23 protein-coding genes are annotated in these 22,685 nt (G+C 72.2%); 10 read left to right on the top strand and 13 right to left on the bottom strand.

The annotated features are described in order from the left end of the window. Window positions 1-19: 19 nt before the first annotated feature. From A5481_RS03420 to zapE, 3 genes are all read right to left on the bottom strand, one after another. Window positions 20-403 carry an NUDIX domain-containing protein gene (locus A5481_RS03420; RefSeq protein ID WP_064503776.1) on the bottom strand — a complete coding sequence of 128 codons (384 nt, stop codon included), beginning with the start codon at window positions 401-403 and terminating at the stop codon, window positions 20-22. Window positions 404-683: 280 nt separating this feature from the next. Next, window positions 684-1,820 (bottom strand): M20 family metallopeptidase, encoded by a 1,137-nt coding sequence (locus A5481_RS03415; RefSeq protein ID WP_048436791.1) that lies wholly within the window; start codon window positions 1,818-1,820, stop codon window positions 684-686. A gap of 94 nt (window positions 1,821-1,914) precedes the next feature. Continuing rightward, window positions 1,915-3,111 (bottom strand): cell division protein ZapE, encoded by a 1,197-nt coding sequence (gene zapE / locus A5481_RS03410; protein ID WP_048436790.1) that lies wholly within the window; start codon window positions 3,109-3,111, stop codon window positions 1,915-1,917. 198 nt (window positions 3,112-3,309) lie between these two features. Here zapE and A5481_RS03405 point away from each other — a divergent pair, with 198 nt between their 5' ends. Both A5481_RS03405 and A5481_RS03400 read left to right on the top strand, forming a co-directional pair. Then, complete coding sequence (locus A5481_RS03405; protein WP_048436789.1) at window positions 3,310-3,879, top strand: GNAT family N-acetyltransferase; 570 nt, start codon at window positions 3,310-3,312, stop codon at window positions 3,877-3,879. Window positions 3,880-3,981: 102 nt separating this feature from the next. Beyond that, on the top strand, window positions 3,982-4,185 hold the full coding sequence (locus tag A5481_RS03400) for a hypothetical protein (protein WP_048436788.1): 204 nt from the start codon (window positions 3,982-3,984) through the stop codon (window positions 4,183-4,185). Window positions 4,186-4,225: 40 nt separating this feature from the next. Here the strand turns inward: A5481_RS03400 and A5481_RS03395 are convergent, their stop codons facing one another. Further along, the gene (locus A5481_RS03395; RefSeq protein ID WP_048436787.1) at window positions 4,226-5,284 is read right to left on the bottom strand and encodes a phosphotransferase family protein; all 1,059 of its coding nucleotides are present in this window, start codon (window positions 5,282-5,284) and stop codon (window positions 4,226-4,228) included. Window positions 5,285-5,460: 176 nt separating this feature from the next. Here A5481_RS03395 and A5481_RS03390 point away from each other — a divergent pair, with 176 nt between their 5' ends. The 4 genes from A5481_RS03390 (at window position 5,461) to A5481_RS03375 (ending at window position 10,197) form a co-directional block, all read left to right on the top strand. Then, entirely contained in the window at window positions 5,461-6,069 is a 609-nt protein-coding gene (locus tag A5481_RS03390) for an invasion associated locus B family protein (RefSeq protein ID WP_048436786.1), read from the top strand. A gap of 453 nt (window positions 6,070-6,522) precedes the next feature. Further along, window positions 6,523-7,842, top strand: a complete 1,320-nt coding sequence (rlmN, locus tag A5481_RS03385) for a dual-specificity RNA methyltransferase RlmN (RefSeq protein ID WP_048436785.1) — start codon at window positions 6,523-6,525, stop codon at window positions 7,840-7,842. A gap of 8 nt (window positions 7,843-7,850) precedes the next feature. Further along, window positions 7,851-8,348, top strand: coding sequence for a hypothetical protein (locus A5481_RS03380; protein WP_048436784.1), 498 nt, complete (start codon window positions 7,851-7,853; stop codon window positions 8,346-8,348). A 298-nt stretch (window positions 8,349-8,646) separates the two neighbouring features. After that, a complete protein-coding gene (locus tag A5481_RS03375; RefSeq protein WP_048436783.1) occupies window positions 8,647-10,197 on the top strand; it encodes a sensor domain-containing diguanylate cyclase in 1,551 nt (516 codons plus the stop codon). Between the two features lie 4 nt (window positions 10,198-10,201). Here A5481_RS03375 and A5481_RS03370 read toward each other — a convergent pair whose 3' ends face one another. Beyond that, entirely contained in the window at window positions 10,202-10,837 is a 636-nt protein-coding gene (locus A5481_RS03370) for a LysE family translocator (RefSeq protein WP_048436782.1), read from the bottom strand. A gap of 241 nt (window positions 10,838-11,078) precedes the next feature. Further along, complete coding sequence (locus A5481_RS03365) at window positions 11,079-12,341, bottom strand: porin (RefSeq protein WP_156312110.1); 1,263 nt, start codon at window positions 12,339-12,341, stop codon at window positions 11,079-11,081. Window positions 12,342-12,762: 421 nt separating this feature from the next. Between A5481_RS03365 and A5481_RS03360 the strand changes: the two genes are divergently transcribed. The 3 genes from A5481_RS03360 to A5481_RS03350 all read left to right on the top strand — a co-directional run bounded on the left by A5481_RS03360 (window position 12,763) and on the right by A5481_RS03350 (window position 15,550). Next, entirely contained in the window at window positions 12,763-13,893 is a 1,131-nt protein-coding gene (locus A5481_RS03360; RefSeq protein ID WP_245239153.1) for a zinc-dependent alcohol dehydrogenase family protein, read from the top strand. 256 nt (window positions 13,894-14,149) lie between these two features. Continuing rightward, window positions 14,150-14,587, top strand: coding sequence for a Tellurite resistance protein TerB (locus A5481_RS03355; RefSeq protein ID WP_048436779.1), 438 nt, complete (start codon window positions 14,150-14,152; stop codon window positions 14,585-14,587). Between the two features lie 87 nt (window positions 14,588-14,674). Further along, window positions 14,675-15,550: an NAD(P)-dependent oxidoreductase gene (locus tag A5481_RS03350; RefSeq protein WP_048436794.1), complete on the top strand. Its 876-nt coding sequence runs from the start codon at window positions 14,675-14,677 to the stop codon at window positions 15,548-15,550. Window positions 15,551-15,563: 13 nt separating this feature from the next. Here A5481_RS03350 and A5481_RS03345 read toward each other — a convergent pair whose 3' ends face one another. The 5 genes from A5481_RS03345 to A5481_RS03325 form a co-directional block, all read right to left on the bottom strand. Further along, complete coding sequence (locus A5481_RS03345) at window positions 15,564-15,866, bottom strand: nitrile hydratase accessory protein (RefSeq protein ID WP_048436778.1); 303 nt, start codon at window positions 15,864-15,866, stop codon at window positions 15,564-15,566. Beyond that, on the bottom strand, window positions 15,863-16,537 hold the full coding sequence (nthB, locus tag A5481_RS03340; RefSeq protein WP_048436777.1) for a nitrile hydratase subunit beta: 675 nt from the start codon (window positions 16,535-16,537) through the stop codon (window positions 15,863-15,865). The genes A5481_RS03345 and nthB overlap by 4 nt, the downstream gene beginning before the upstream one ends. Next, entirely contained in the window at window positions 16,534-17,196 is a 663-nt protein-coding gene (gene nthA / locus A5481_RS03335; protein WP_048436776.1) for a nitrile hydratase subunit alpha, read from the bottom strand. The genes nthB and nthA overlap by 4 nt, the downstream gene beginning before the upstream one ends. Window positions 17,197-17,248: 52 nt before the next feature. After that, the gene (gene soxA, locus A5481_RS03330; protein ID WP_048436775.1) at window positions 17,249-18,049 is read right to left on the bottom strand and encodes a sulfur oxidation c-type cytochrome SoxA; all 801 of its coding nucleotides are present in this window, start codon (window positions 18,047-18,049) and stop codon (window positions 17,249-17,251) included. A gap of 86 nt (window positions 18,050-18,135) precedes the next feature. Next, the gene (locus A5481_RS03325; RefSeq protein ID WP_245298616.1) at window positions 18,136-18,384 is read right to left on the bottom strand and encodes a hypothetical protein; all 249 of its coding nucleotides are present in this window, start codon (window positions 18,382-18,384) and stop codon (window positions 18,136-18,138) included. 145 nt (window positions 18,385-18,529) lie between these two features. Here A5481_RS03325 and msrP point away from each other — a divergent pair, with 145 nt between their 5' ends. Beyond that, the gene (gene msrP / locus A5481_RS03320) at window positions 18,530-19,504 is read left to right on the top strand and encodes a protein-methionine-sulfoxide reductase catalytic subunit MsrP (protein WP_048436773.1); all 975 of its coding nucleotides are present in this window, start codon (window positions 18,530-18,532) and stop codon (window positions 19,502-19,504) included. A gap of 112 nt (window positions 19,505-19,616) precedes the next feature. Here the strand turns inward: msrP and A5481_RS03315 are convergent, their stop codons facing one another. Together A5481_RS03315 and A5481_RS03310 are read right to left on the bottom strand one after the other, a co-directional pair. Further along, complete coding sequence (locus A5481_RS03315; RefSeq protein WP_048436772.1) at window positions 19,617-20,978, bottom strand: MFS family transporter; 1,362 nt, start codon at window positions 20,976-20,978, stop codon at window positions 19,617-19,619. A gap of 296 nt (window positions 20,979-21,274) precedes the next feature. Next, window positions 21,275-22,618, bottom strand: coding sequence for an ABC transporter substrate-binding protein (locus tag A5481_RS03310; RefSeq protein ID WP_048436771.1), 1,344 nt, complete (start codon window positions 22,616-22,618; stop codon window positions 21,275-21,277). Window positions 22,619-22,685 lie beyond the last annotated feature (67 nt).

Below are 22,685 nucleotides of genomic sequence, written 5' to 3'. Positions count from 1 at the left end.
GCCACGCCGCCCTCCAGGATCATCTTCCAAACAAAAAATGAAGAAAAAGAAGAGAGAAGGAAAAAAAGAAAGAGAAGGAGAGGAAGAGAAAGGAAGCGTCCCCGGTCTCTTCTTGCAATTCGCGCCGGGCGGTGGCGAGCGCGTCGTCGGAGACCGGGCCGGAGCCGCGCGGCAATTCCCAGGTGAAGCGGTCGAGGACGTAGCGGTACTGCCCGATCAGGCTGACCCGCCCTTGCGGATCGACCGGCAGCACCGCGACGCCGAACACCTTGAAGCGCAGGGCGACATGGGGGTGCTCGCGGCCGGATTCGTGGCGCAGCTGGTCGAGGTCGAGGCCGAGATAGCGGTCCTCGTAGCGGCGCTCGCGGGAGAGCGTGACCCAGGGGTTGCGGCGGTCGGACAATGTGGGGCTCCTCGTGGGGCGGGCAGGGACAACGCCGGTGATCGTCGATCCGCCCCCCGAGCCCGATCAGACCCCGCGCTTCCACCACACAGGGGTCCCGGGGCCGCGCAGCGGAACCCGGGATCCAGACGCGCAGGATTGGAAGGACGACGCGAAGCGCGTTCTCGTCTTCCTCCGATCGAATAGCGGTTCCGGGCGTGCCGCAGGCACTCCGCGCTCCACGGCGCGGCCCCGGAAAGACGCGGTGGACGTCAGGCCCGTCGGCGGGACACGGGGCGCCTCACAGCGTCTCGAGCAACCTTTGCATCAGCCGCATGCGCGGGGCGATCGAGGAGATCAGGCCGTATTCCTGGAGCGTGTGCGCCCCGTCGCCGTCGATGCCGAGCCCGTCGAGGGTCGGGATGCCCAGAGCCGCGGTGAAGTTGCCGTCCGAGCCGCCGCCGGTGAGCGGCACCTCGCCGAGATCGATCCCGAGCTCGGCGCGGGCGAGCGCCTTGGCGTGGGCGTAGAGCGCCGCACCCGCTTGCGACGCATAGGGCGGCCGGTTCATGCCGCCGGTCACCGTCACGCGAAAATCCTCGGCGGCGCGCAGGCCCAGGATCCGGCCGGCATAGTCCTCGCCGTCCGCGGCCGTCACGACCCGCAGGTCGACGGCGAAGCGGCAATGCTGCGGCACCACGTTCTCGGCGGTGCCGCCGTGGATCGTCCCGACCGTGGTGGTGACGCCGCGGGCGTAATCGGTCAGGCCCTCGATCTCGAGGATCAGCCGGGCGGCCTCCCGGATGGCGTTGCGGCCGTCGGCGTGGCGGGTGCCGGCATGCGACGGACGGCCCTCGACATGGACGTCGAACCGGCCGACGCCCTTGCGCCCGGTCACCACCTTGCCGCCGTCGCGGCCGGGCTCGGTGACCAGCACGGCGGCGCTCGTGCGCCCCAGATCCTCGATCAGCCCGCGGGTCGAGGCCGAGCCGGTCTCCTCGTCGCTGCTGAACAGGAAGGTGAGCGGGCGCCGCGCCGCGCCGCCGCGGGACGCCGCCGCGAAGGCCTGCAGCGCCAGCCAGGCGCCGCCCTTCATGTCGTAGACGCCCGGGCCGTAGAGCCGGTCGCCCTCGACCCGCACCGGCAGGTCGTGGGCGAGGGTGCCGATCGGATGGACGGTGTCGAGGTGCGACAGGACCAGGATGCCGGGTTCGCTCGTGCGCGGGCCGGCCCGCAGGATCAGGTTGTCGCCATAGCCGTCGCGGCCCGGCACCCGCTCGACGGCGAGACTCAACCCGGCGGCCTCGTCGGCGACGAGGTCCATCATCCGGTTGACGCCGTCGGTCGAGTCCGTCGGGCTCTCCACCGCCAGCCAGCGCGAGATCGCCGCGACGGAGCGGTCCGGCGAGAGGTCGGTGGGCGCGGGGGAGGGGGTCATCGGCGGCCTCGGGTCGAATGATCTAACAACGGAATCGCACCACCGCTTCGGCGCGCCGAATGCGGCGCAATCAAGAAGCGCGCCGGCGCCCTGCTCAGGTTTCCACCAGCCCGGTCGTGCTGCCCGTCGCCTCGTCCGGGCGGCCGTGGGGCAGGGCGAGGTACTCTTCCGAGCGCATCTCGATCAGGCGCGAGACGGTGCGCTCGAACTCGAACGCCTCGCGGCCGGTATCGGCGAGGTAGAGCCCGGTCGGCTCGGCGGCGGCGGAGGCGAGCAGCTTGGTGCGGGTGTCGTAGAGCGCGTCGACCAGGATGATGAAGCGCTTGGCCTCGTTGCGCTGGGGCATGTCCATCACCGGGATCTCCTCCACGATCACGGTGTGGAAGCGCTCGGCCAGGGCCAGGTAATCGGCGGCGCCGAGCGGCCGGGCGCAGAGATCCGCGAAGGTGAAGCGCGCGACGCCGCCCGCGGCCTCCGGGATCGCCACCTCGTGGCCCTTGACGGTGATCGTCGTCGGCCGGCCCGTCGGCGCGCCGGACAGGGCCCGGAACGCCTGCGTGAGCGCCGCGGCCGCCGCCGCGTCCGCCGGGACGTGGTAGACCGGGCTGCCGCCGAGCTTCTCCAGCCGGAAATCGGTGCGCGAATCGAGTCGCACCACGTCCACCCGCTCCTTGAGCTGGTCGATGAAGGGCAGGAACAGGGCGCGGTTGAGCCCGCCCTCGTAGAGCCGGTCGGGCTCGACGTTCGAGGTCGCCACCATCACGGTGCCGCGGGCGAAGAGCGCCGTGAACAGCCGCCCGAGGATCATCGCGTCGGCGATGTCGGTGACGGTGAACTCGTCGAAGCAGAGCAGCCGCGCCTCGGCCGCCAGCGCCTCGGCCACCGGCTGGATCGGGTCCTCGCCCTTCGCCGTGCCCTGCTTCACCGCCTGGCGGTGGCGGTGGATGCGCTCGTGCACGTCGCCCATGAAGGCGTGGAAATGCACCCGGCGCTTCGGGCCCGGCGCCGCCTCGTGGAAGAGGTCCATCAGCATGGTCTTGCCGCGCCCGACGAGGCCCCAGACGTAGAGGCCGGGCGGCGCCGCCACCGGCTCGGGCCTGCGGCCGAACAGCCGGCCGAGCATGCCGGGGCTCGACGGCGGCGGAACCTCGGCGAGGTCGCGGATCAGCCCGTCGAGGCGGCCGACGAGGTCGGCCTGGGCGGGATCGCGCTCGATCGCCCCCGACTCGACCAGGGCGTCGTAGCGGGCGGCGACAGGGCCGCGGGCGGCGGAAGCGGGGCTTTGCGTCACGGCAGCGGGCTTATCCCGGCGCGCAAGCCCGCGCAATGCGGTGAGAACAAGGCGGCGCCATGCGCGAACGGCACGGCCGTCCCGCCGTGCAACACCGGAACGGCGCTCCCATTTGCTGCATTGCACAATCCCGGCCGACGGCCGGGATGAGGAAACGCTCGAGATCGTGCCGTCCCCCGTCCGGAGTGCCTCTCGAGAATGAAGAACACCCAGCCTCCCGCCGGCCCCCTGGTCCGGCGCCTGTGGTCGACCGACAGCGCCGCGATCGTCGCGCTGTTCCGCGACCTCGACCCGCAATCCCGCTTCGACCGCTTCATGGGGGCGGTGAGCGAGACGGCCGCCGCCGCCTACGCCGCCCGCGCGGTCTCGGCGGAGGGCCTGATCGTCGGCGCCTTCGCGGACGGCCGCTTGCGCGGCGTCGGCGAATTGCGCCCCGCCGGAACCGCGGCGGAGGCCGAGCTCGCCTTCGCGGTGGCGCCCGGCCATCGCGGCCGGGGCTTCGGCGCGGCGCTCGGCACCCGCCTCGCCCAGGCCGCCCGCAACGGCGGCACGCGCCGGCTCCACCTGCGCTGCCTGGCCGGCAACCGGCCGATGCGGGCGCTGGCCCGCCGCCTCGGCGCCGAGGCCGGGACCGGCGGCCGGGAGATCCACGCCGTCCTGGCGCTCAGTCCGCCCACCGCCTTCTCGCTGTGGAGCGAGGGCGTCGGCAACCTGCTCGACGTCGCGGCCGCGGCCTCGGCGGCGTGGCCGGCGGTGCCGATGATGTGAGCGGCGCCCCTCAATCAAGGCGCCGCTCCGCCACCATCCGGCCCCGCCCATGCCGGATTGTCCGGGTCAAACCCTCGGCATCGAGCAGGAGGGGACATCCGGATGCAGACCGGCCGGACCACGCGCGGCGAGGAGACCGCCGCTCTCGAGCGCTCCGTCGCGGCGGCGCTCCGCACCATCGCGGCCGTCCAGGCCGAGCGCAGCGCGCCGCAGGTCCGCTCCGCCCGCCTGCGCCTCGCGACGATCTACGGCGTCACCCGCCTGCAGCGGCGGCGCGAGCGCGAGGCCGGCGCCCCCCGGGGATGACCGGCCCCGCCTGAGCGCGGACGGGCGGGGTGGCGTCCCGTCAGGCCCGCCCCTGCGCCAGCTCCCAGCCCCGTTCGGCGAGCGCGATGCCGAGCGCACCCTTCTGGCTCGCCTCGTCGCTCGAGGCGTTGCCGGCCTTCGAGCGGGCGAGCACGCCCTCCAGGATCACCGCGAGGCGGAACAGCGCGAAGGCAACGTGGAACGGCGTGATCCCGTCGCGCCGGCCGGTGCGCTCGCAGTAGCGGCGCACGTACTCGTCCTGGGTCGGGATGCCCAGGGCCGGCAGGTCGCGGCCGAGCATGCCGCGATAGGCCGACGGGTCGGTGTTGTAGGCGATGCAGTTGTAGCCGAGATCGGCGAGCGGGTGGCCGAGCGTCGCCAGCTCCCAGTCGATGATGCCGATCACCCGCGGCTCGGTCTTGTGGAAGATCATGTTGTCGAGGCGGAAATCGCCGTGGACGATCCGGGTCTCGTCGCTGTCGGCCGGGATGTGGGCCGGCAGCCACTCGGCGAGGCGGTCGATCGCGACGTTCTCGCGGGTCTTCGAGGCGGCCCACTGCTTCGACCAGCGCTCGATCTGGCGCTGGAAGTAGTTGCCGGCGCGGCCGAAATCGGCGAGCCCGATCGCCGCCGGGTCGACGAGGTGGAGCTGCGCCAGGGCCTCGTTCATGCCGTAATAGATGCCCGCCCGCTCCTCGCGCGGCAGCTCGGGCAGCATCGGGTCCCAGAACACCCGGCCGTGCAGCCGCTCCATCAGGTAGAACGGCGTGCCGATGACGGCCGGATCGGCGCAGTAGGCCACCGCCTGCGGCACCGGCACGTCGGTGCGCGAGAGGGCCTGCAGCACCCGGAACTCGCGGTCGACCGCGTGGGCGGAGGGCAGGAGCTTGCCCGGCGGCTGCTTGCGCAGCACGTACTCGCCGGCCTCGGCCATGACCAGGAAGGTCGGGTTCGACTGGCCGCCGCGCATCTGCCGCAGCTCGCGCAAGCGCCCGAGACCCTGCTGGGCGAGGAACGTCTCCAGCGCCTCGGTCGGGAAGCGGTGCGCCTCGCGCACCGGGATGGTCTCGGGCAGGTCCGACGGGGATGGGGCAGTCATGCGACCTTCGCGGCCTCTCGGCATACGTTTCCTCGGGCCGGACCATGCCCCACCGGCGGCCGCGGGTCATTCCTGCACCGCAGCAATTCGTCGGGAGCTGTCGATAGCCCACTGATTTCGCCGCATTTTCCGGCGATCGGGTGGGCAAGCGCACCCCCCGCGACTAGAGTGCCCGCATGATTCGCGCATCCCTCCTCGCCGCCGCCGGCCTGTCCCTCCTCGTCCTGCCCGCCGCGGCCAAGCCGAAGCCGAAGCCCAAGGCGGACGCCGCGCCCCCGAGCCTGCAGGCCAGCCCGGTCGGCACCTTCGGCGACTGGAACGTCTTCGCCGCCGGCGAGGGCAAGGCGCGGATCTGCTACGCCATCAGCCAGCCGCAGGTGCGCCTTCCGAAGAGCCTCAAGCGCGATCCGGCCTATCTCTTCGTCACCGTGCGCAAGGGCGAGAAGGTGAACAACGAGGTCGCGGTGATGCTGGGCTTCGCGCCCAAGCCCGGCAGCGGCCAGGCCACCACGACTGCGGCGGCGAACGGCGCCGTGCCGGCCCCGGCCTCGTCGGCGTCCGATCCGAGCCTCGCGATCGGCTCGGCCCGCTACGCGCTGGTGGTGAAGGGCGCCAATGCCTGGGTGCAGAACCCGGCCGACGAGAGCAAGGTCGTCGCCGAGATGGGCCGGGGCAAGAAGGTCGTCATCAAGGCGGTCTCGCAGCGCGGCAACGCCTCGACCGACGAATACGCCCTCGACGGCTTCGGCGAGGCGATGAAGCGCACCCGCGAGGAGTGCAAGTAGGCGGATTTTGCGAACCGTAGAAGAGGGGCGCGGGTTTCTTCCTCGCCCCTCTGCGGCAGGGCTGTCCGGGGAAAATCTCTTTCAAGATCAAGCGCGTCTCTCCTCTCCCGAGTGGGAGAGGGGCCGGGGGATCGAAGATCCCGCGTGAGGGTGACACGCTTCCGTGTGATACACTGAGCGCGGTGCTGGTAGCGGCACGGTCAGAGCCTGACTCAGAACCGTGTCACCCTACGCGATCTTCGATCGCCCCTACCCCTCTCCCACACGGGAGAGGGGATCCCGCGCCCCTCCTTTTTCCCGGACAGCCCTGCGCAGCGGGGGGAGGGTAAACCCCCGCCTCTTCTTTTTGCCGGGACTCCCGATCCTCACCGGATTCGGCCCCGCCCATCGCGTTTCGGCCCGAATACCCCTATATGCCGAGGTAATCCGTTTCATTCGAAGGTCTACGATATCATGGCGACGGCGTCGTTCGACACCGCCCGGCGCGGGACTGGCGCCGCATCCGAGCAATCCCAACCCGGCCTTGCCCCGGCGATCGAGAAGACGCCGGAGATCCGCCCCGAGGCGCTCGAGACCACCGGCCCGTCCTCCCTCGTCGGCCTGACCCGCGAGGCGCTGAAGGCCCGGCTCGCCGCCATCGGGGTGCCGGAGCGCGAGCAGCGCATGCGCGCCGGCCAGCTCTGGCACTGGATCAACGTGCGGGGCGCCTCGTCCTTCGACGAGATGACCAACGTCAGCAAGGTGCTCAAAGGCCAGCTCGCCGGCATCCACACCCTGGACCGGCCCGAGGTGGTGAGCGAGCAGGTGTCGCGCGACGGCACCCGCAAGTGGCTGATCCGCATGCCGCCGACCGGCCGGCACGACCACAACCGCGGCGCCGAGATCGAGTGCGTCTACATCCCGGCCAACGACCGCGGCACGCTCTGCGTCTCGTCGCAGGTCGGCTGTACCCTGACCTGCTCGTTCTGCCACACCGGCACCCAGCGCCTGGTGCGCAACCTCTCGTGCCAGGAGATCGTCTCGCAGCTGGTGGTGGCCCGCGACCGCCTCGGCGACTGGCCGGGGAAGACCCCGCCGAAGGGCGCCTTCGTGCCGGTCGACGGCTCGCGCTTCGTCTCGAACATCGTGTTCATGGGCATGGGCGAGCCGCTCTACAACGTCGACAACGTCATCGACGCGGTCGGCGTGATGAGCGACCACGAGGGCTTAGGCCTGTCGCGCCGGCGCATCACGGTCTCGACCTCCGGCGTGGTGCCGCAATTCGAGCGGCTCGGCCTCGAGGCCAACGCCATGCTGGCGATCTCGCTCCACGCGGTTCGCGACGACCTGCGCAACGAGCTGGTGCCGCTCAACCGCAAGTATCCGATCCGCGACCTGCTCCAGGCCTGCCGCGACTATCCGGGCGTGTCGAATGCCCGCCGCATCACCTTCGAGTACGTGATGCTGAAGGGCGTCAACGATTCCGACGCCGATGCGCGCGAGCTGGTGCGGCTGCTCAAGGGCATCCCGGCGAAGATCAACCTGATCCCGTTCAACCCCTGGCCCGGCTCGAAATACGAGTGCTCGGACTGGGAGCGGATCGAGCGCTTCTCCGAGATCGTGTTCAATGCCGGCTACGCCTCGCCGGTGCGAACGCCGCGGGGCCGCGACATCCTGGCGGCCTGCGGCCAGCTCAAGAGCGAGACCGAGAAGCTGCGCGCCCGCGCCCGGATGATGCTGGAAGAGGGCATCGGCGCCGAGGGCGTCTATGCCGGCGCGCACGACGACGATTGAGGCGGCGCATGTCGATCGGCCGGCTCCTCGCGATCGGATCGGCGCTCCTGATGGCGATCGCCTGCGGGGCGGTCGCCCTCGCGGTCGGCGTCGCGATGGATCCCGCCTTGCGCGACATCCTCGGCCAGCTCGGCCTGTCGGGGCTGGAGGCGGTGCTGTCGGACCTCGCCGAGGGCTACGCGCCCGATCCCGGCATGGTCGAGGGCGCGCTGAGCCTCGGCCGTGCCGTCCTGCTCCTCGTCGCCGTGCCGCCGGTCCTCAACGCCGTCGTCGGCGAGGTGCTGGGCTGGCGCGCGCTCGCCTGGTACGGCGGCGCCACCGGGCTTCTCACCGCGCTGCTGCCCTGGCTGATGCGCGGCGCCGGCGGCCCGGCCGGAGCCGGGGAGGGGCGGGTGACCGCGATCCTGTTCTGCGCCGGCGGGATCGCCGGACTGGTCTACTGGCTCGCCGCCGGGCGCTTCGCCGGGCGTGGGCCGGCGACGATGTGGGCGGCGCCGCGGCGCTAGAACGTTTTATCGACCAGGTGGGCGCCGGGTCGACGACAGAAAGTCCGGCAAAGCCGGAGAACGCGAGCGGCGCCCGGCAGGGGAGCTACGGGGCACGACACCACCGGCTGAGGGATGCGCGCGCACGGCCCTCGCTCACCCACCGTGCAAGTCCTGACAGACCGTCGGAAAATACTCCCCCGCCTAATACAATCGAGCCTGTGCAGAAACGCGGGAGCGGCGGCGGCGTGAAAGTCCTGTTTAATTTCCTGGGCGAGAGATAGCGTCCAGCCGATCGCCTTCCCGAGAGCCACCCCCGATGTCGCTGCCGCGCCGCTTCCTCGCCGGTCTTCAGACCGCCCAGGTCTGGATCGTGCTCGGTGTCCTGGCGCCCCTCGGCATGCTGCTCGTCTCCGGCTTCATGCTCTACGACCTGCGGCGGGACATGTGGGCACGGGCCGACGAGGCGTCCCGGAGCCTGCTTCAGGTGATCGAGACCGACATCGCCCGCAACGTCGCCGTCACCGATCTCGCGCTGCGCGGCATGGTCGAGAAGGTCCAGAGCCCGCTCGTCGCGGCGGCACCCGAGGCGCTGCGCCGGCTGGTTCTGTTCGATCCCGTGGCGACGGCCGACGGAGCCGGCGTCCTGGTCCTGTTCGACGAGCACGGCTACGGCATCCTGAATTCGCGCTACCCGTCGGGCGCCGGCGGCAGCTTCGCCGATCGCGACTACTTCCAGGTCCACCGGCTGAACCCGGAAGCCGGCCTCTACATCAGCAAGCCGTTCGAATCGCGGATGTCGGGCGCCTACACGGTCGCCTTCAGCCGCCGGATCTCCAAGCCCGACGGCTCGTTCGGCGGCGTGGCCGTCGCCACCCTGAGGCTGTCCCACTTCACCCGGCTCCTGGCGCGGGTCGGCCTCGAGCGGGGCAGCAGCATCAACCTGATCCGCCAGGACGGCATCCAGATCGTGCGCTTCCCCTACGACGTGCGCGACGTCGGCACCGATATCGGGGGGACGTCGAGCCTGCGGCGCGTCATCGCCGAGCGGCAAGGCCGCTTCACCGCGCGGGCCCACCGCGACGGGGTCCTGCGGCGGTACACCTTCACGCAGGTCGGCGACCTGCCGCTCTTCCTGTCGATCGGGATCAGCACGGAGGAGATCGAGGCCGGCTGGCGGGCCAAGGCGGTGATGATCGGCGTCACGCTGCTGGCCCTGTTCGGCCTCGCGGTGCTGCTCGCCCTGCTGTGCGGGCGGGAGCTGCGTCGCCGCAGCGCCGTCGAGGCCGAGCTCGCCCGCCTGTCGCTCACCGACGGGCTGACCGGGCTGCCGAACCGCCGCCGCTTCGACGAGGCGCTGCGCCGGGCCGCGGAGGACGCGCGGGACGATCGGCCCCTCGCGCTGCTGATCGTCGACGCCGACCACTTCAAGCGCTTCAACGACCGCCACGGCCACGCCGTCGGCGACGAGATCCTGCGCGGGCTGGCGCAGCACCTGACGGCCGCCATCCACCGGCCGCACGACCTCCTCTGCCGGATCGGCGGCGAGGAATTCGCCGTGATCCTGCCGGAGACCGACGCCGAGGGGGCCGCCCGGGTGGCCGAGCGGCTCCATGCGGCGGCCGCCGCGGTCTCGGTGGGCCCGGCCGGCATCCCGGCCGGAGCGGTGACGGTGAGCATCGGGCTCGCCGTGGCGGTCGGCCCGCGCGCGCAGGCCGAGCTCTACCGGGCGGCGGATGCGGCGCTCTACGCCGCCAAGAACGCCGGCCGCGACCGCACCTGCCGGGCCGAGAGTTGCCGGGCCGACACGCGGCCGGCCGCCCATCTGCGCCTCGTCGCGACCGCCTCGGGCACCGCCGCGGCGCCGTGAGGGCTCAGCGCACGGTGAGCAGGATGCGGGCCGCGAAGGTCCCGAACAGCCCGGCGAACGCCCAGTCGATCCCCCGCATCAGCCGCGGCCGGGCCTGGAGCGCGCCGGTGACGCGGGCGGCGCCGAGCACCATCAGGATCCCGAGCGGCAGCGACAGGCCGACGAAGGCGAGGCCCAGGAAGGCGAGCTGGCCGGTCGGGTCGGGGGCGTCGGCGCGCACGAATTGCGGCAGGAAGGTCAGGAAGAACAGCACCACCTTGGGATTGGTGAGGTTGACGCCGAGGCCGAGGCAGAAGGTGCGCCAGGGCCCGCCCCGCACCGCCTCGGCGCGGACGGTGAGCGCCGAGCCGCGGCGCAGGGCGTCGATGGCGAGCCAGGCGAGGTAGAGCGCGCCCACCACCTTCAGCACCGTGAAGGCGGTGGCCGAGGCCGCGATCAGCGCCGAGATGCCGAGCACCGCGGCCAGGGTGTGGATCAGCGTGCCGAGGCTGGTGCCGAGCACCGTGACGATCCCGGCCCGCCGGCCCGAGCCGATCGTGCGGGCGAGCGTCAGGCTCATGTCGGGCCCGGGCGTGACGAACAGCACCAGGCAGGCGGCGAGATAGGCGAGAAGCGTCGGGGTGTCGGGCAGGAAGCTCATCGGGCGGCTCCGGGGGGCGCCCCCCGTCTGTCACCGCGCCCCGGACCGGTGCAAGCCAGAAAAGCTCCGGTGCCGGCCCAGGAAATCTTCGAAGGGATCTTCGAAGGGATCTCCCGCCGAACCTTCCTCTCGGCGCCGGCCTTCTCCTGGCGCCGGCCTTCTCCTGGCGCCGGCCGGAAACGCGAGGCGCCCGCCCGGGGGATCCCGGGCGGGCGCGGACGATGACCGATGTCGGGAAGCGTCAGAAGGTGATGCCGCCCTCGATCATGTAGCGGTCCTGCGAGGTGCGGTTGCCGGTGCGGCCGAAGCCGGTGCCGAGCGTCCCGAAGGCGAGGTCGCCGCGGGTGATGTCGTAGAGCTGCACCCGCGAGTACTCGCCGCGCACGAAGAAGCGGTCGAAGGTGAAGGTCGGGGTGACGGTGAGGGACAGGGCCGAGCTGCCCGCCCCGTAGAGCAGGCTGGTGCCGCCGAGCAGGCGGTCGCCGGTCTGGGCGATGTACTCGACGCGGCCGGCGAGCGCGAAGTTGTCGCTGAAGGTGTAGCTCGCCAGGACCGCGCCGCCATAGGTCGAGGCGCCCTCGACGATGCCGAGGCGGAAGTCGCGCGGAACGTTGGTGTACTGGAAGTACGGCGTGATCGCCCACGGCCCGTTCGAGTAGGTGTAGTTCACCGACACGATGCCGCTGTTCTGCTGCAGGCCCGGCGTGGCGTACTGGTAGCGCAGGCTCTGGGCGAAGGCGTTGGTACGGCCGAGATTGGTGCCGCCGTTGATGCCGAACGAGTTGTTGTCGTCGAGCTTGTAGGTGACGGCGCCGGTGAGCCAGCTGATCTCGCCCGAGAAGAACCCGTCGGTTCCGGCGACCGAGGCCGACCACGGCCCCTCGCTGTAGTTCACCTGGACGCCGTGGTTGATGATGTTTTCCTGGTTGAACAGCAGGCCGCGCGAGATGTTCAGGTTCTGGAAGGTGAACGGCGCCTCGGTGCCGATCAGCGTCGGCATGCGGCCGCCCTGGATCGACCAGTTGTCGTTGAACACGTACTTGCCGAAGGCGACCGGCAGCGGCGTGAACAGCAGGTCGGTCTGCTGCAGGGCGCTGTAGTTGACGAAGCCCAGGGACGGGATCGCGTAGACGCCGGCCTGGACGTAGAACTGGAACGGGCCGTCGGCCTTCTGGATCCAGCCCTGGATGTTGGTGAAGTCGACCCGTCCGGCCCGGTCGCTCGGCAGCGGGGCGGACGAGAACGGGAACGGGTTGGTCTGGGTGTAGGCGTAGCCGGTGAGCGCGCCGCCGACATAGATGTCGCCGAAGCCGCCGAGGGTGAAGCAGGACGGGTTCGGGTTCGGCTTGATGACGCCGCCATAGGCCGGCAGCGACAGGGTCGCCTTGCAGCTCTCGACAACCGCCACCGGAGCCGGGGCCGGGGCTGCGAGGTCGGCGGCGAAGGCGGAGCCGGACGACAGCAGGGCGACGGTCAGGCTGCTGAGGGTGAAGCGCATTGCCACGGGACGAAGATCCATCTGGAAGCCAACTGTGGCCAAGCTGGCAGTGTGGCGGGACCATGGCAAAACTGTTTATTGTGCGTTTGCGCAAAAATTAGGCAAATTATGCGCTGACGCGCGGGTGTATGTTGCTCCGTGTCTTTCGCGCAACGCGAGTGCCGCGCCGTCGGATACTTGGGCGACGTACTGCGGCGGCCATACGCTCGGCCCCGCCGCCTCCCCCATGCCGGGGCTCCGGGCGTCGGGCGGGCGATTCGTCGGCCGGAACGGCGACGCCCGACGCAGATGCGCCGCGGCCGATCGCGGCCTCGCCCGGGGCCGGAGCGTCCGGCCGGCCCTGCGGCCGGTTGACCGGCAACGAGGCCGCTGCCAGCCTGCGCCCGCCGGGGCCCGTCCGAGAATGCCCCGCCGGGAGGATGTACCTGTGTCCCTACGTGTTCGCGCCGCCGTGCTGCACCACGCCCCCGTGGCGCGGCCCTACGCCGAGACCCGTCCGCTGACCATCGAGACGATCGAGCTCGATCCGCCGGGGCCGGACGAGGTGCTGGTGAAGATCGCGGGCGCCGGCCTGTGCCATTCCGACCTCTCGGTCATCAACGGCGACCGGATCCGTCCGGTGCCGGTGGCGCTGGGGCACGAGGCGTCGGGGGTCGTCGAGGAGCTCGGGCCCGGCGTCACCGACCTGAAGCGCGGCGACCACGTGGTGATGTCGTTCGTGCCGACCTGCGGCGGCTGCGCGCCCTGCCGGGAGGGGCGCGGCGCCCTGTGCGAGCCCGGCAACGCCGCCAACGGCCGCGGCACGCTGCTGTCGGGAGAGAAGCGCATCCGCTGCGACGGGGTGGAGGTGAGCCACCACAGCGGCGTCTCGGCCTTCGGCGAGTACGCGGTGATCTCGCGCCGCTCGATCGTGAAGATCGACCCCGACATCCCGCTCGTCGAGGCCGCCCTGTTCGGTTGCGCGGTGATGACCGGCGTCGGCGCCGTGGTGAATACCTGCCGGGTGCGGATGGGCGAGAGCGTCGCGGTGGTGGGTCTCGGCGGCGTCGGCCTCTCGGCGCTGATCGGGGCGGTGGCCAGCGGGGCGGGCCGCGTCGTCGCGGTCGACCTCTCGGAGGACAAGCTCCGGATCGCCCGCGCGCTCGGCGCCACCGATGCGTTCCTCGCCTCCGATCCCGATGCCGTCGCGGCGATCCGCGACGCCACCGACGGCGGCGTCGACTACGCCTTCGAGATGGCCGGCTCGGTCAAGGCCTTCGACACCGCCTACCGGATCACCCGCCGGGGCGGCACCACCGCGACCGCCGGCCTCGCCAACCCGAACCACAGCTTCACCATCCCGCCGGTCGGCCTCGTCGGCGAGGAGCGGGTGGTACGCGGCAGCTACATGGGCTCCTGCGTCCCGGCCCGGGACATCCCGCGCTACATCGCGATGTACCGCCAGGGCCGCCTGCCGGTGAACAAGCTGATGACCGGCACCCTCACCCTCGACCAGATCAACGAGGGCTTCGACCGGCTCGATCGCGGAGAGGCGATCCGGCAGGTCATCGCCATGTGACCGGGACGTGACCGGGACGTGATCGGGATGTGACTGCGACGTGATCGCGCCGCAGCCTTCGGGCGCCGCGCGGGCGTGTCGGGCGGAGCACGCCGGCGGTTTTTCTTGGCGCAGGTCCCGGGGCTCGACCCTCCCGGCCGGGGACGGCGGCGGACCCGCACTTGCCGGCCGCCGCACCGCCATGCTTCGATGGCCGCCCCGCCGCGACGAGGGGCCCGCTGACGGCCCGAGGGATCTCTTCAGCTAAGGACGTGCCATGGGGCTGTTTCAGGATGCCTTCTCCCGGGTCGGCCGGGTCGTCATGTCCTATGCCGGCGACACCGCCTTCCTCCACGCCGCCTGCTCGGCGGCGGCCGCCGTGATCCTGGCCGACCAGGAGATCGACGAGGAGGAGATCGAGACGGCCCTGGCCGATCTCGGCAACAACCCGATCCTGCACAAGTCCTACGGCGTCCTGAAGCTCGAGCAGGAGCTGCACGAGGCGATCGCCCGGGCGAAGAGCCGGGCCGGACGGCTGGAGAACCTGCGCCTCGTCGGCGCCATCGCCGACCGGGCGCTGGAGCAGCGCCAGGACGTGTTCCTCATCGCCGCCGACGTCGCCGACCAGGGCGGCATCAGCGAGCTGGAGCACAAGGCCCTCGACGAGATCGCCGAGGTGCTCGGCGTCGAGAAGGCCGCCCTCCTCGGCGTGTGACGGACCGACACCGACAAGGGCTGACACCCGGCGAACCCGCCTTATCTCCCGCGCGACGCAGCGGGATCGCAGGCGGGAGTGTTCGCGATGGATGTCGGATTTCTCGGGCTCGGCCGGATGGGCCGGCCGATGGCGCTCAACCTGGTCAAGGCCGGCCACCGGGTCCGGGTCTGGAACCGCTCTCCCGCCGCCGCCGAGGCCTTGCGCGCCCACGGCGCCGAGCCGGTCGCGACGCCGGCGGACGCCTTCCGGGGCGACGCCGCCGTGACGATGCTGGCCGACGACGCGGCCCTGCGCGCCGTCATCGTCGAGGGCGGCCTGCTCGACCAGGCCGAGAGGCCGGGGCTCCATATCGGCACCAGCACCATCTCGGTGGCCCTCGCCGAGGAGCTGGCGGCGGTGCACGGCCGGGCGGGCGTGCCTTACATTTCCGCCCCGGTCTTCGGCCGGCCGGACGTGGCGGAGCTGGGCAAGCTCAACATCCTGGCCGCCGGACCGGACGAGGCAATCGCCATGGGCCAGCCGCTCCTCGACGCGATGGGGGCGAAGACCTGGCGCTTCGGCGAGGCGCCGGCCCGGGCGAACGCCGTCAAGCTCGCCGGCAACATGATGATCGTCGCGGCGATCGAGGCGATGGGCGAGGCCGCGGCTTTGGGTGAGGCGCACGGGGTTCCGGCCGCCGACCTCCTCGACCTCCTGACCAGCACGATCTTCGCCGCCCCGGTCTACAAGAACTACGGCGCCTCGATCGCCGCCGGCCGCTACGAACCGCCGGGCTTCGGGCTGGCGCTCGGCGCCAAGGACGTCCGCCTGGCGCTCGCCGCCGGCGAGGCCGCCCGGGTGCCGATGCCGCTCGCCAGCGTGCTCCGCGACAGCCTGCTCGACGCGCTCGCGCATGGCGACGGGGAGAAAGACCTGGCGGCGTTGGCGACCGTGTCGGCGCGGCGGGCGGGGCGGGGATGAGCGGCAGGACCGCTCACGGCCCCGGATCGTTCTCCAGCAGGATCGGCTGCCCGTGCGGCGTCGCCGCCGCCGCCCGGGCGAAAGCGGCGCGGCGCGCTTCCAGCGCCGCCTCGCTGGTCAGCCCGCGCTCGGCGATCAGCGCCTCGATCGTCTCGAGCCACAGGGCGTAATCGGCGGTGCGCTCGCCGTGCCGGCCGAGCGCCTGCGCCCAGTCAGACCAGGTGAACAGGCCGGCATCGTGCAGCGACACCACCAGCGCGAAGGTCTGCGCCTCCCAGGGGGCGGCGAAGACCGGGGGATCGGGCGGGCGGCTCACGACGTCGGCACCCGGGCCGGTTCGAGGTAGCTCTCGAAGGCGTTGACCGAGACGGTGAGGCCCGGATCGGCATCCTCGCCCCACAACTCCACCGCCGCGAAGCGCACCGTGTAGAGCCATTGCGGCGCCTCGCCGGCGAAGGCGGCGTTGGTATCGGGGAAGACGAAGCCGCCATGGACCCGCTCGACCGTGCCGGTGCGGCCGCGGACGTAGCGCGGCAGGCGGGTATGGCCGGTCGGATTGACGATCTTGGCCCGCACCTCGTCGCCGGGAGCGAAGCGGGCGGGATGCGGCGCCGGGCGGTCGCTCGGGAAGCCGCGGGAGAACAGCGGCGCCACCTCCTCGGCCTTCAGCACCCGGGCGACCGGGGCGGGCGGCGTCAGCGCGGCACCGGCGGCGAGCTCCCCGGCCGCCACGAGGCCGTGCTGCTGAACCTGCTTCTCCAGGGCGCGGAACCAGATCCGGTAGTAGCTCGAGGTCAGGTACTCGCCGGGCGGCAGCGATTCGCGGGCGGCGCGGCTGGCATCGAGGTTCCAGGCGCCGGTATAGCCCATCGCCATCGCCATCGCGAAGACCCGCCGCTCCCACACCGCGTGGAACCGGGGCTCGTCCGCCTCGAGGCCGAGCGGGCCGAAGCCCTGCATGCCGCCGAGATCCTGGCCGCCGTTCATGCGCGGTCTCCCTGGCCGGCGCTCAGGGGAAGCCCGGTGCCGATCATCGCGTCGCGGGTGACGAGCTCGGCGAGCGCCGCCTCGTCGAGGTGGTCGGTGCCGGGCGGGCGCATCGGCAGCACCATGTAGCGCAGCTCGGCGGTCGAATCCCAGACGCGGATCCGCGTCTCCGGCGGCAGCACGGTGCCGAACTCGGCCAGGACCCCGCGCGGGTCGATCACGGCGCGGGAGCGGTAGGGCGGCGACTTGTACCAGACCGGCGGCAGGCCGAGCACCGGCCAGGGGTAGCAGGAGCAGAGGGTGCAGACGACGACGTTGTGCTCCTCGGGCGTGTTCTCGACCACCACCATGTGCTCGCCGCCGCGGCCGCCGACATCGAGCTCGCGCATCGCCGCGCTGCCGTCCTGCAGGAGCCGCGCCTTGAAGGCGGGATCGACCCAGGCCCGCGCCACCACCCGGGCGCCGTTATGCGGCCCGACCTTGGTCGCGTAGGTCTCGATCAGGGTGTCGAGGGCGGCCGGGTCGACGTAGCCCTTCTCGACCAGGATCGATTCGAGGGCGCGCACCCGCAGGTCCATCGGCGACAGCGCGCTGCCGTGCGGGTGATCGTGGTCGTGGTCGCCGTGATGGTGATCGTGATGGTCGTGGTCGTGCGCCATGCGGGCCTCCCGGAGCGGCGAGGATACGCGGGAGGGCCTGACACCGCCACCGTCACGGACGCACGGCCGGGCTCTCCAGGGGCAGGGGCGCGGCGCGCTGCATCAGGTAGAGGGTCAGCGCCACGGCCTGCGCGGAGCCGGGGGTGAACGGCTCGGCCCGCATGCCGGCAAGGCAGTTGCGCAGGCGCCGCTCCAGCGAGCCGAGATCCTGCCATTCGAGACGGTAGAGCGGGTAGCCGGTGGGATGCCCCTGCGGGATCGTCGCGGCGCCGAGGCGCCGGCCCCAATGGGCGTCGTGGCAGGCGGCGCAGGAGAAGCCGAGCTGGCCCATCGGCGTCTCGAACAGCCGCTTGCCCTCGGCCCGGGCCGGGGCGAGGCGCGGATCGGCCGGGGGCGCCAGCGGCAGCCCGCGGGAGAGGTTCGCCAGGTAGGCCGTCAGCGCCAGGAGGTCGCGGCCCTCCCGCGGCAGCGGCGCCGCTCCCTGGTGGCGGGTGCGGCAGAGCTCGATCCGGCTCTCGAGGTCGACCGGCCGGGCCGTCCCCTCGTCCCAGGCCGGGTAGCGGGCGGCGGCGCCGCGCAGCGACGCCGCGGCGTGGCAGGCCGTGCAGGCGGGCGCGCCGGGGGCGGGGGCACGCCCGAACAGTTCCGCCCCGTCCTGGACCCACAGCATTCCCGGATTGGCGGTGTCGTCGGCCTGCATCGCCCGGGTCTCGGGCGCCATCCGGTCGAAGCCGGAGCGGCGCTCGGCGGGCGGGATGCCCTGCGCGTCGGCGGCGCCGAGGAGCACCGTCGCGAGGGCGAGGCCGGCGACGGTTCGTCCGAGCGTTGCGCGTGTCCTGCGGGCGTCCCTCATGGCGGGACACCCTACACCCGAGAGGGCCTGTCCGCATGCCGGAGCTTGCCGGCTGCGGCCCGGGCAGATCCGAGCGGGATCCGGCCTCAGATCGGCCGGACCTCGCCCGCCTTCAGCTTCATCCGGGCGGCGAGGCGGTCCGAGAGGGTGCCGCTCAGCTCCACCGCCGCCTCCGGCGCCACCGCCTGGACGGCGGCCACGGCCGCCAGGGGATCGGTCGCCATGGCGACGTAGACCCGCAGGGCCGGGGCGCTGGCCCCGTCGTCGGCGGCCGAGACGGCGACGGTGAAGGCGGTGTGTTTCGGCTTCTTGGCGGGCATGGGTTCGTATCGCACGGGAAGGCGGTCCTGTCTCCGCTCGCACGGGCGCCGTCGACAGGCGTCGTCGTCGCGATGGGCCTCGCTGAACCGTGACTTGCGCCGGGGGCCGTTCGCCCCGATCTCCGCTGCAACACACTCCGCCCTTCGAGGGACTTGCGTCATGCACATCAAGGTCAAGCGCGGCTGGGAGATGCCCGAGCGCCTCGCCACGCCCGAATCGGTCTTCCTCAACCGCCGGACGCTCCTGGGCGGCAGCCTCGGGATGGCGGCGGCTTCGCTCGCCGGCGGTCCGGCCCACGCCGCGCTGCCGGGGGAGGGGACGGGTGCGGTGAAGACCGCCGACCTGTATCCGGCCAGGCAGAACCCGGCCTACACCCTCGACCGCCCGCTGACCGCCGAGCGCTACAGCGCCGACTACAACAACTTCTACGAGTACGGCACCAACAAGACGGTGACGCCGGGCTCGAATGCCCTGAAGGTCCAGCCCTGGACGATCAAGGTCGACGGCCTCGTCGAGGCGCCGTTCGAGATCGGCTTCGAGGACCTGGTGCGCAAGATGGCGCTGGAGGAGCGGCTCTACCGCCACCGCTGCGTCGAGGCGTGGTCGATGGCGGTGCCCTGGACCGGCTTCCCGCTCAGCGCCCTGGTGGCTCTGGCCAAGCCGAAGGGCGACGCCAAGTACATCCAGATGCAGACCTTCATGGACAAGGCGATGGCGCCCGGCCAGCGGGCGTTCTTCTATCCCTGGCCCTATACCGAAGGGCTGACCATGGCCGAGGCCAGCAACGACCTCGCCTTCATGGTGACGGGCGTCTACGGCAAGCCGCTCATCAACCAGTTCGGCGCGCCCTTGCGGCTCGCGGTTCCGTGGAAGTACGGCTTCAAGTCGGTGAAGTCGATCAACCGCATCACCTTCACGGCCGAGCGGCCCAAGACCTTCTGGGAGGGCCTGCAGGCCTCGGAATACGGCTTCTGGGCCAACGTGAACCCGGCGGTGCCGCATCCGCGCTGGAGCCAGGCGAGCGAGCGGGTGCTGGGCACCGACGAGCGGGTGCCGACGCTGATCTACAACGGCTACGGCGCCCAGGTCGCCGACCTGTACAAGGGGCTCGAGAGGGAGCGCCTGTTCGTCTGACGCCGCCGGGTGACCCGTCCCTCGCGAGGGACGGGCAGGCCCGGATGGGCGCCGGCGCCCACGCGCCGGGCGCCCTCGCATCGCCATGGTCGAGGCGAGGGCACGCGACCGATCACGCCGTGCCGTCGCCCTGCAGGTAGCCGGAGCGGCGGCTGTCGGGCATCTGCAGCGAGACCAGGAACGCGATGGCGCACATCGCCGTCACGTACCAGTAGAACGTGGTCTCGGAGCCCGCTTCCTTGAAGGTCAGCGCCACGAACTCGGCCGAGCCGCCGAAGATCGCGTTGGCGATGGCGTAGGACAGGCCGACGCCGAGCGCCCGCACCTCGGCCGGGAACATCTCGGCCTTCACCAGCCCGCTGATCGAGGTGTAGAACGACACGCAGAGCAGCGCCGCGGTGATCAGCGCGTAGGCGACGATCGGGCTCTGCGCGCCGGCGATCGCGTGCAGCAGCGGCACCGTCAGCAGCGTGGTCGAGGCGCCGAACAGCAGCATCGCGGTCTTGCGGCCGAACCTGTCGGCGAACATGCCGAAGAAGGGCTGCGCCACCATGTAGGTGAACAGCACCGCCGTCATCACCAGGTTGGCGGTCTTCTTGTCCATGTGCGTGGTGTTCACCAGGTACTTCTGCATGTACGTGGTGAAGGTGTAGAAGATCAGCGAGCCTCCGGCGGTGTAGCCGAGCACGGTGAGGAAGGCGCGGCGATGGTTGCGCCAGATCGACGCCATGCTGCCGGCCTCGCGCGAGGTGCGGGTCTCGGCGGTCGAGGTCTCGTGCAGCGAGCGCCGCAGGTAGAGCGCGACCACGGCGGCGGCCGCGCCGATGAAGAACGGGATGCGCCAGCCCCAGGCGGTCATCGCCTTGTCGTCGAGGGTCAGCGTCACCAGCACGACGACGAGGGAGGCCAGCAGCTGGCCGCCGATCAGCGTGACGTACTGGAACGAGCCGTAGAAGCCGCGCTTCCCCTTCAGCGCCACCTCGCTCATGTAGGTCGCCGAGGTGCCGTACTCGCCGCCGACCGACAGCCCCTGCGCCATGCGGGCGAAGAGCAGGAGGACGGGGGCGAAGATGCCGATCTGCGCGTAGGTCGGCAGGATCGCGATGACGAGCGAGCCGGCGCACATCATCATCACGGAGATCAGCATCGAGGTCTTGCGGCCGTAGCGGTCGGCGACGCGGCCGAACAGCCAGCCGCCGATCGGCCGCATCAGGAAGCCGATGGCGAACACCGCCGCGGTGTTGATGAGCTGCACCGTCGGGTCCGAGCCCGGGAAGAACACGTCCTTGAAGTAGATCGCCGTGAAGGCGTAGGCGTAGAAATCGTACCACTCGACGAGGTTGCCCGACGAGGAGCCGACGATGGCCTTGATGCGGGCCTTGTTGTCGTAGGCCGCGATGGTCGGGTCTTGCGAGGCGAGGCTGTCGGCGGCGGGCCGCGCGGCCCCCGGCCGGCTCTGGGCGGTGCTGGTCATCGCGGGTTCGGTCTCCTCCCGGCTGGAGCGATGTCGGCGGCGTGGCGCGGGCTCCGCGCCGTGCCCGCACTAGGAGAATGGGAGGCCGGGGTACAGCCCCGCAGCGCATCCCTCCTGCAATTTCACGACGTCGCCGCGTCTTGTCCCAAGGATAGCCGCGTGACGCAAGGTCCTCCACCCCGTTTCCGTCCCGCGATGACGAGCGGGCGCATCCGACGGAAACCGGATGGAGTCGGACAGACGTCGTTTCGCAACGCAACGATCTGGCGAAGACTTGTCGACGCGGCGAAGGTGGGTCACGGCCGGGCCGGGCAGGGCTCCCGCGGCTGCGTCACCGCGCTGCCGGTCCCGGAGGCGGCGCGCTCGGCCTGGGCCGCCACCGCGGCGTCGAGAGGGGCGCTCAAGCGCTCGCGCGGGGCCGGGATCTCGTCGCCGACCTGGACCCAGCGGGCCCCGGTCCATTCCTGCACGGTGACCGGGCGCCGGCCGCTGTGGTCGGCGCAGGTCAGGCGAAGCCGCCGGGCGAAGCCGACGAGGCCGAGTTCCTTCCAGCGCACCGGATCGAGATTGATCGCCTCGAGCCCGCGGCGCATCTCCGCGCCGTCGATCCGCTTGCGGCCGGCCAGCGCCTGCGCGTTGCGGATGCCCTCGGCCAGGACCACCCCGGCATAGACCCCGCGGTTGTAGAGCGGGCCGGCGCTCTCCTCCTTGGGCGTGCGCGACAGGCCGGCATCGACCACCAGGAGGTCGATCTGGTCGAAGGCCGGGAAGCTGTCCGTCAGGGCGTGCCAGGTCACGATGCGCAGGCCCTTCGCCGTGAGGTCCCGGGCGCCGCCGGCCGGCCGCAGCAGGTCGTCCTCGCCGGTCCAGCCCATCGTGACGACCCGGTTGAGCGGGAAGCCCGCCGCCGCGGCGTCGCGCAGGGGCGCGCCGGAGAGGCCGGCGGTGGCATCGAGGATGACGGTGTCGGGATCCGCCGCCCGGGCCCTGCGCCACGGATCGGCGTCCGGCGCCGCCGCCCCGTCGGGCAGGGCGTAGGCGCGGAACTCGAGGCCGGCCTCCGCCGCGAGCGCCTGCAGCACCGGTACCGGCTCGCGCCCGGCCGGGCTGTCGCGGTGCAGGTAGGCGAGGCTGCGCCCCTGCGGGTTGCCCTCGCTGCCGTCCTGCGACAGGTGCGCGAGCGCCGCGGCGAGACCGTCCCAGACCGTGACGGGCGGCGCGAAGGCCCAGGGCAGCGCGTCGCCCCGCGCCATCGCGGCCGGGCCGTAGCCGGAGGCGACGAGGGGCACCCGGCCCGCCGCGAGGCGCGGCAGCAGGGCGAGCGCCGCGTCGGCGCTGCCGGGCACCACGGCGACGCTGCCGCGGGCGACCGCCGCCGCGTGGCAGGCGAGCGCCCGCGCGACCTCGCCCCCGGTCTCGCATTCCTCGACCGTGAGGGTGATCCCGCCGACGCCGCCGTCGCGCCGGTCGAGCATCGTCAGGTAGTCGGCGAGCCCGTTCGCCAGCTGCGCGCCCGCGGCCGCCGCCGGGCCGGTGCGCTCGGTGAGGACGGTCAGCGTCAGGCCGTCCGCGGCAGCGCCGCCCGGGGCGACCGCCAGCAGGGCGAGGAGGGCGGCGATGGCGGCGGGGCGGGGCGGCATGGCCGGATCCTGTGGCCGGGTCCTGGAGGGGCGTTTCGCGGGCCGGAGCCTACGCCGGGGACCGCCC

Source organism: Methylobacterium platani, from assembly GCF_001653715.1.
In the GTDB taxonomy this organism is placed as follows: Bacteria; Pseudomonadota; Alphaproteobacteria; order Rhizobiales; family Beijerinckiaceae; genus Methylobacterium; species Methylobacterium platani.
The sequence above is the reverse complement of the archived record's forward strand: the minus strand, read 5'-3'. Positions and strand labels throughout refer to the sequence as shown.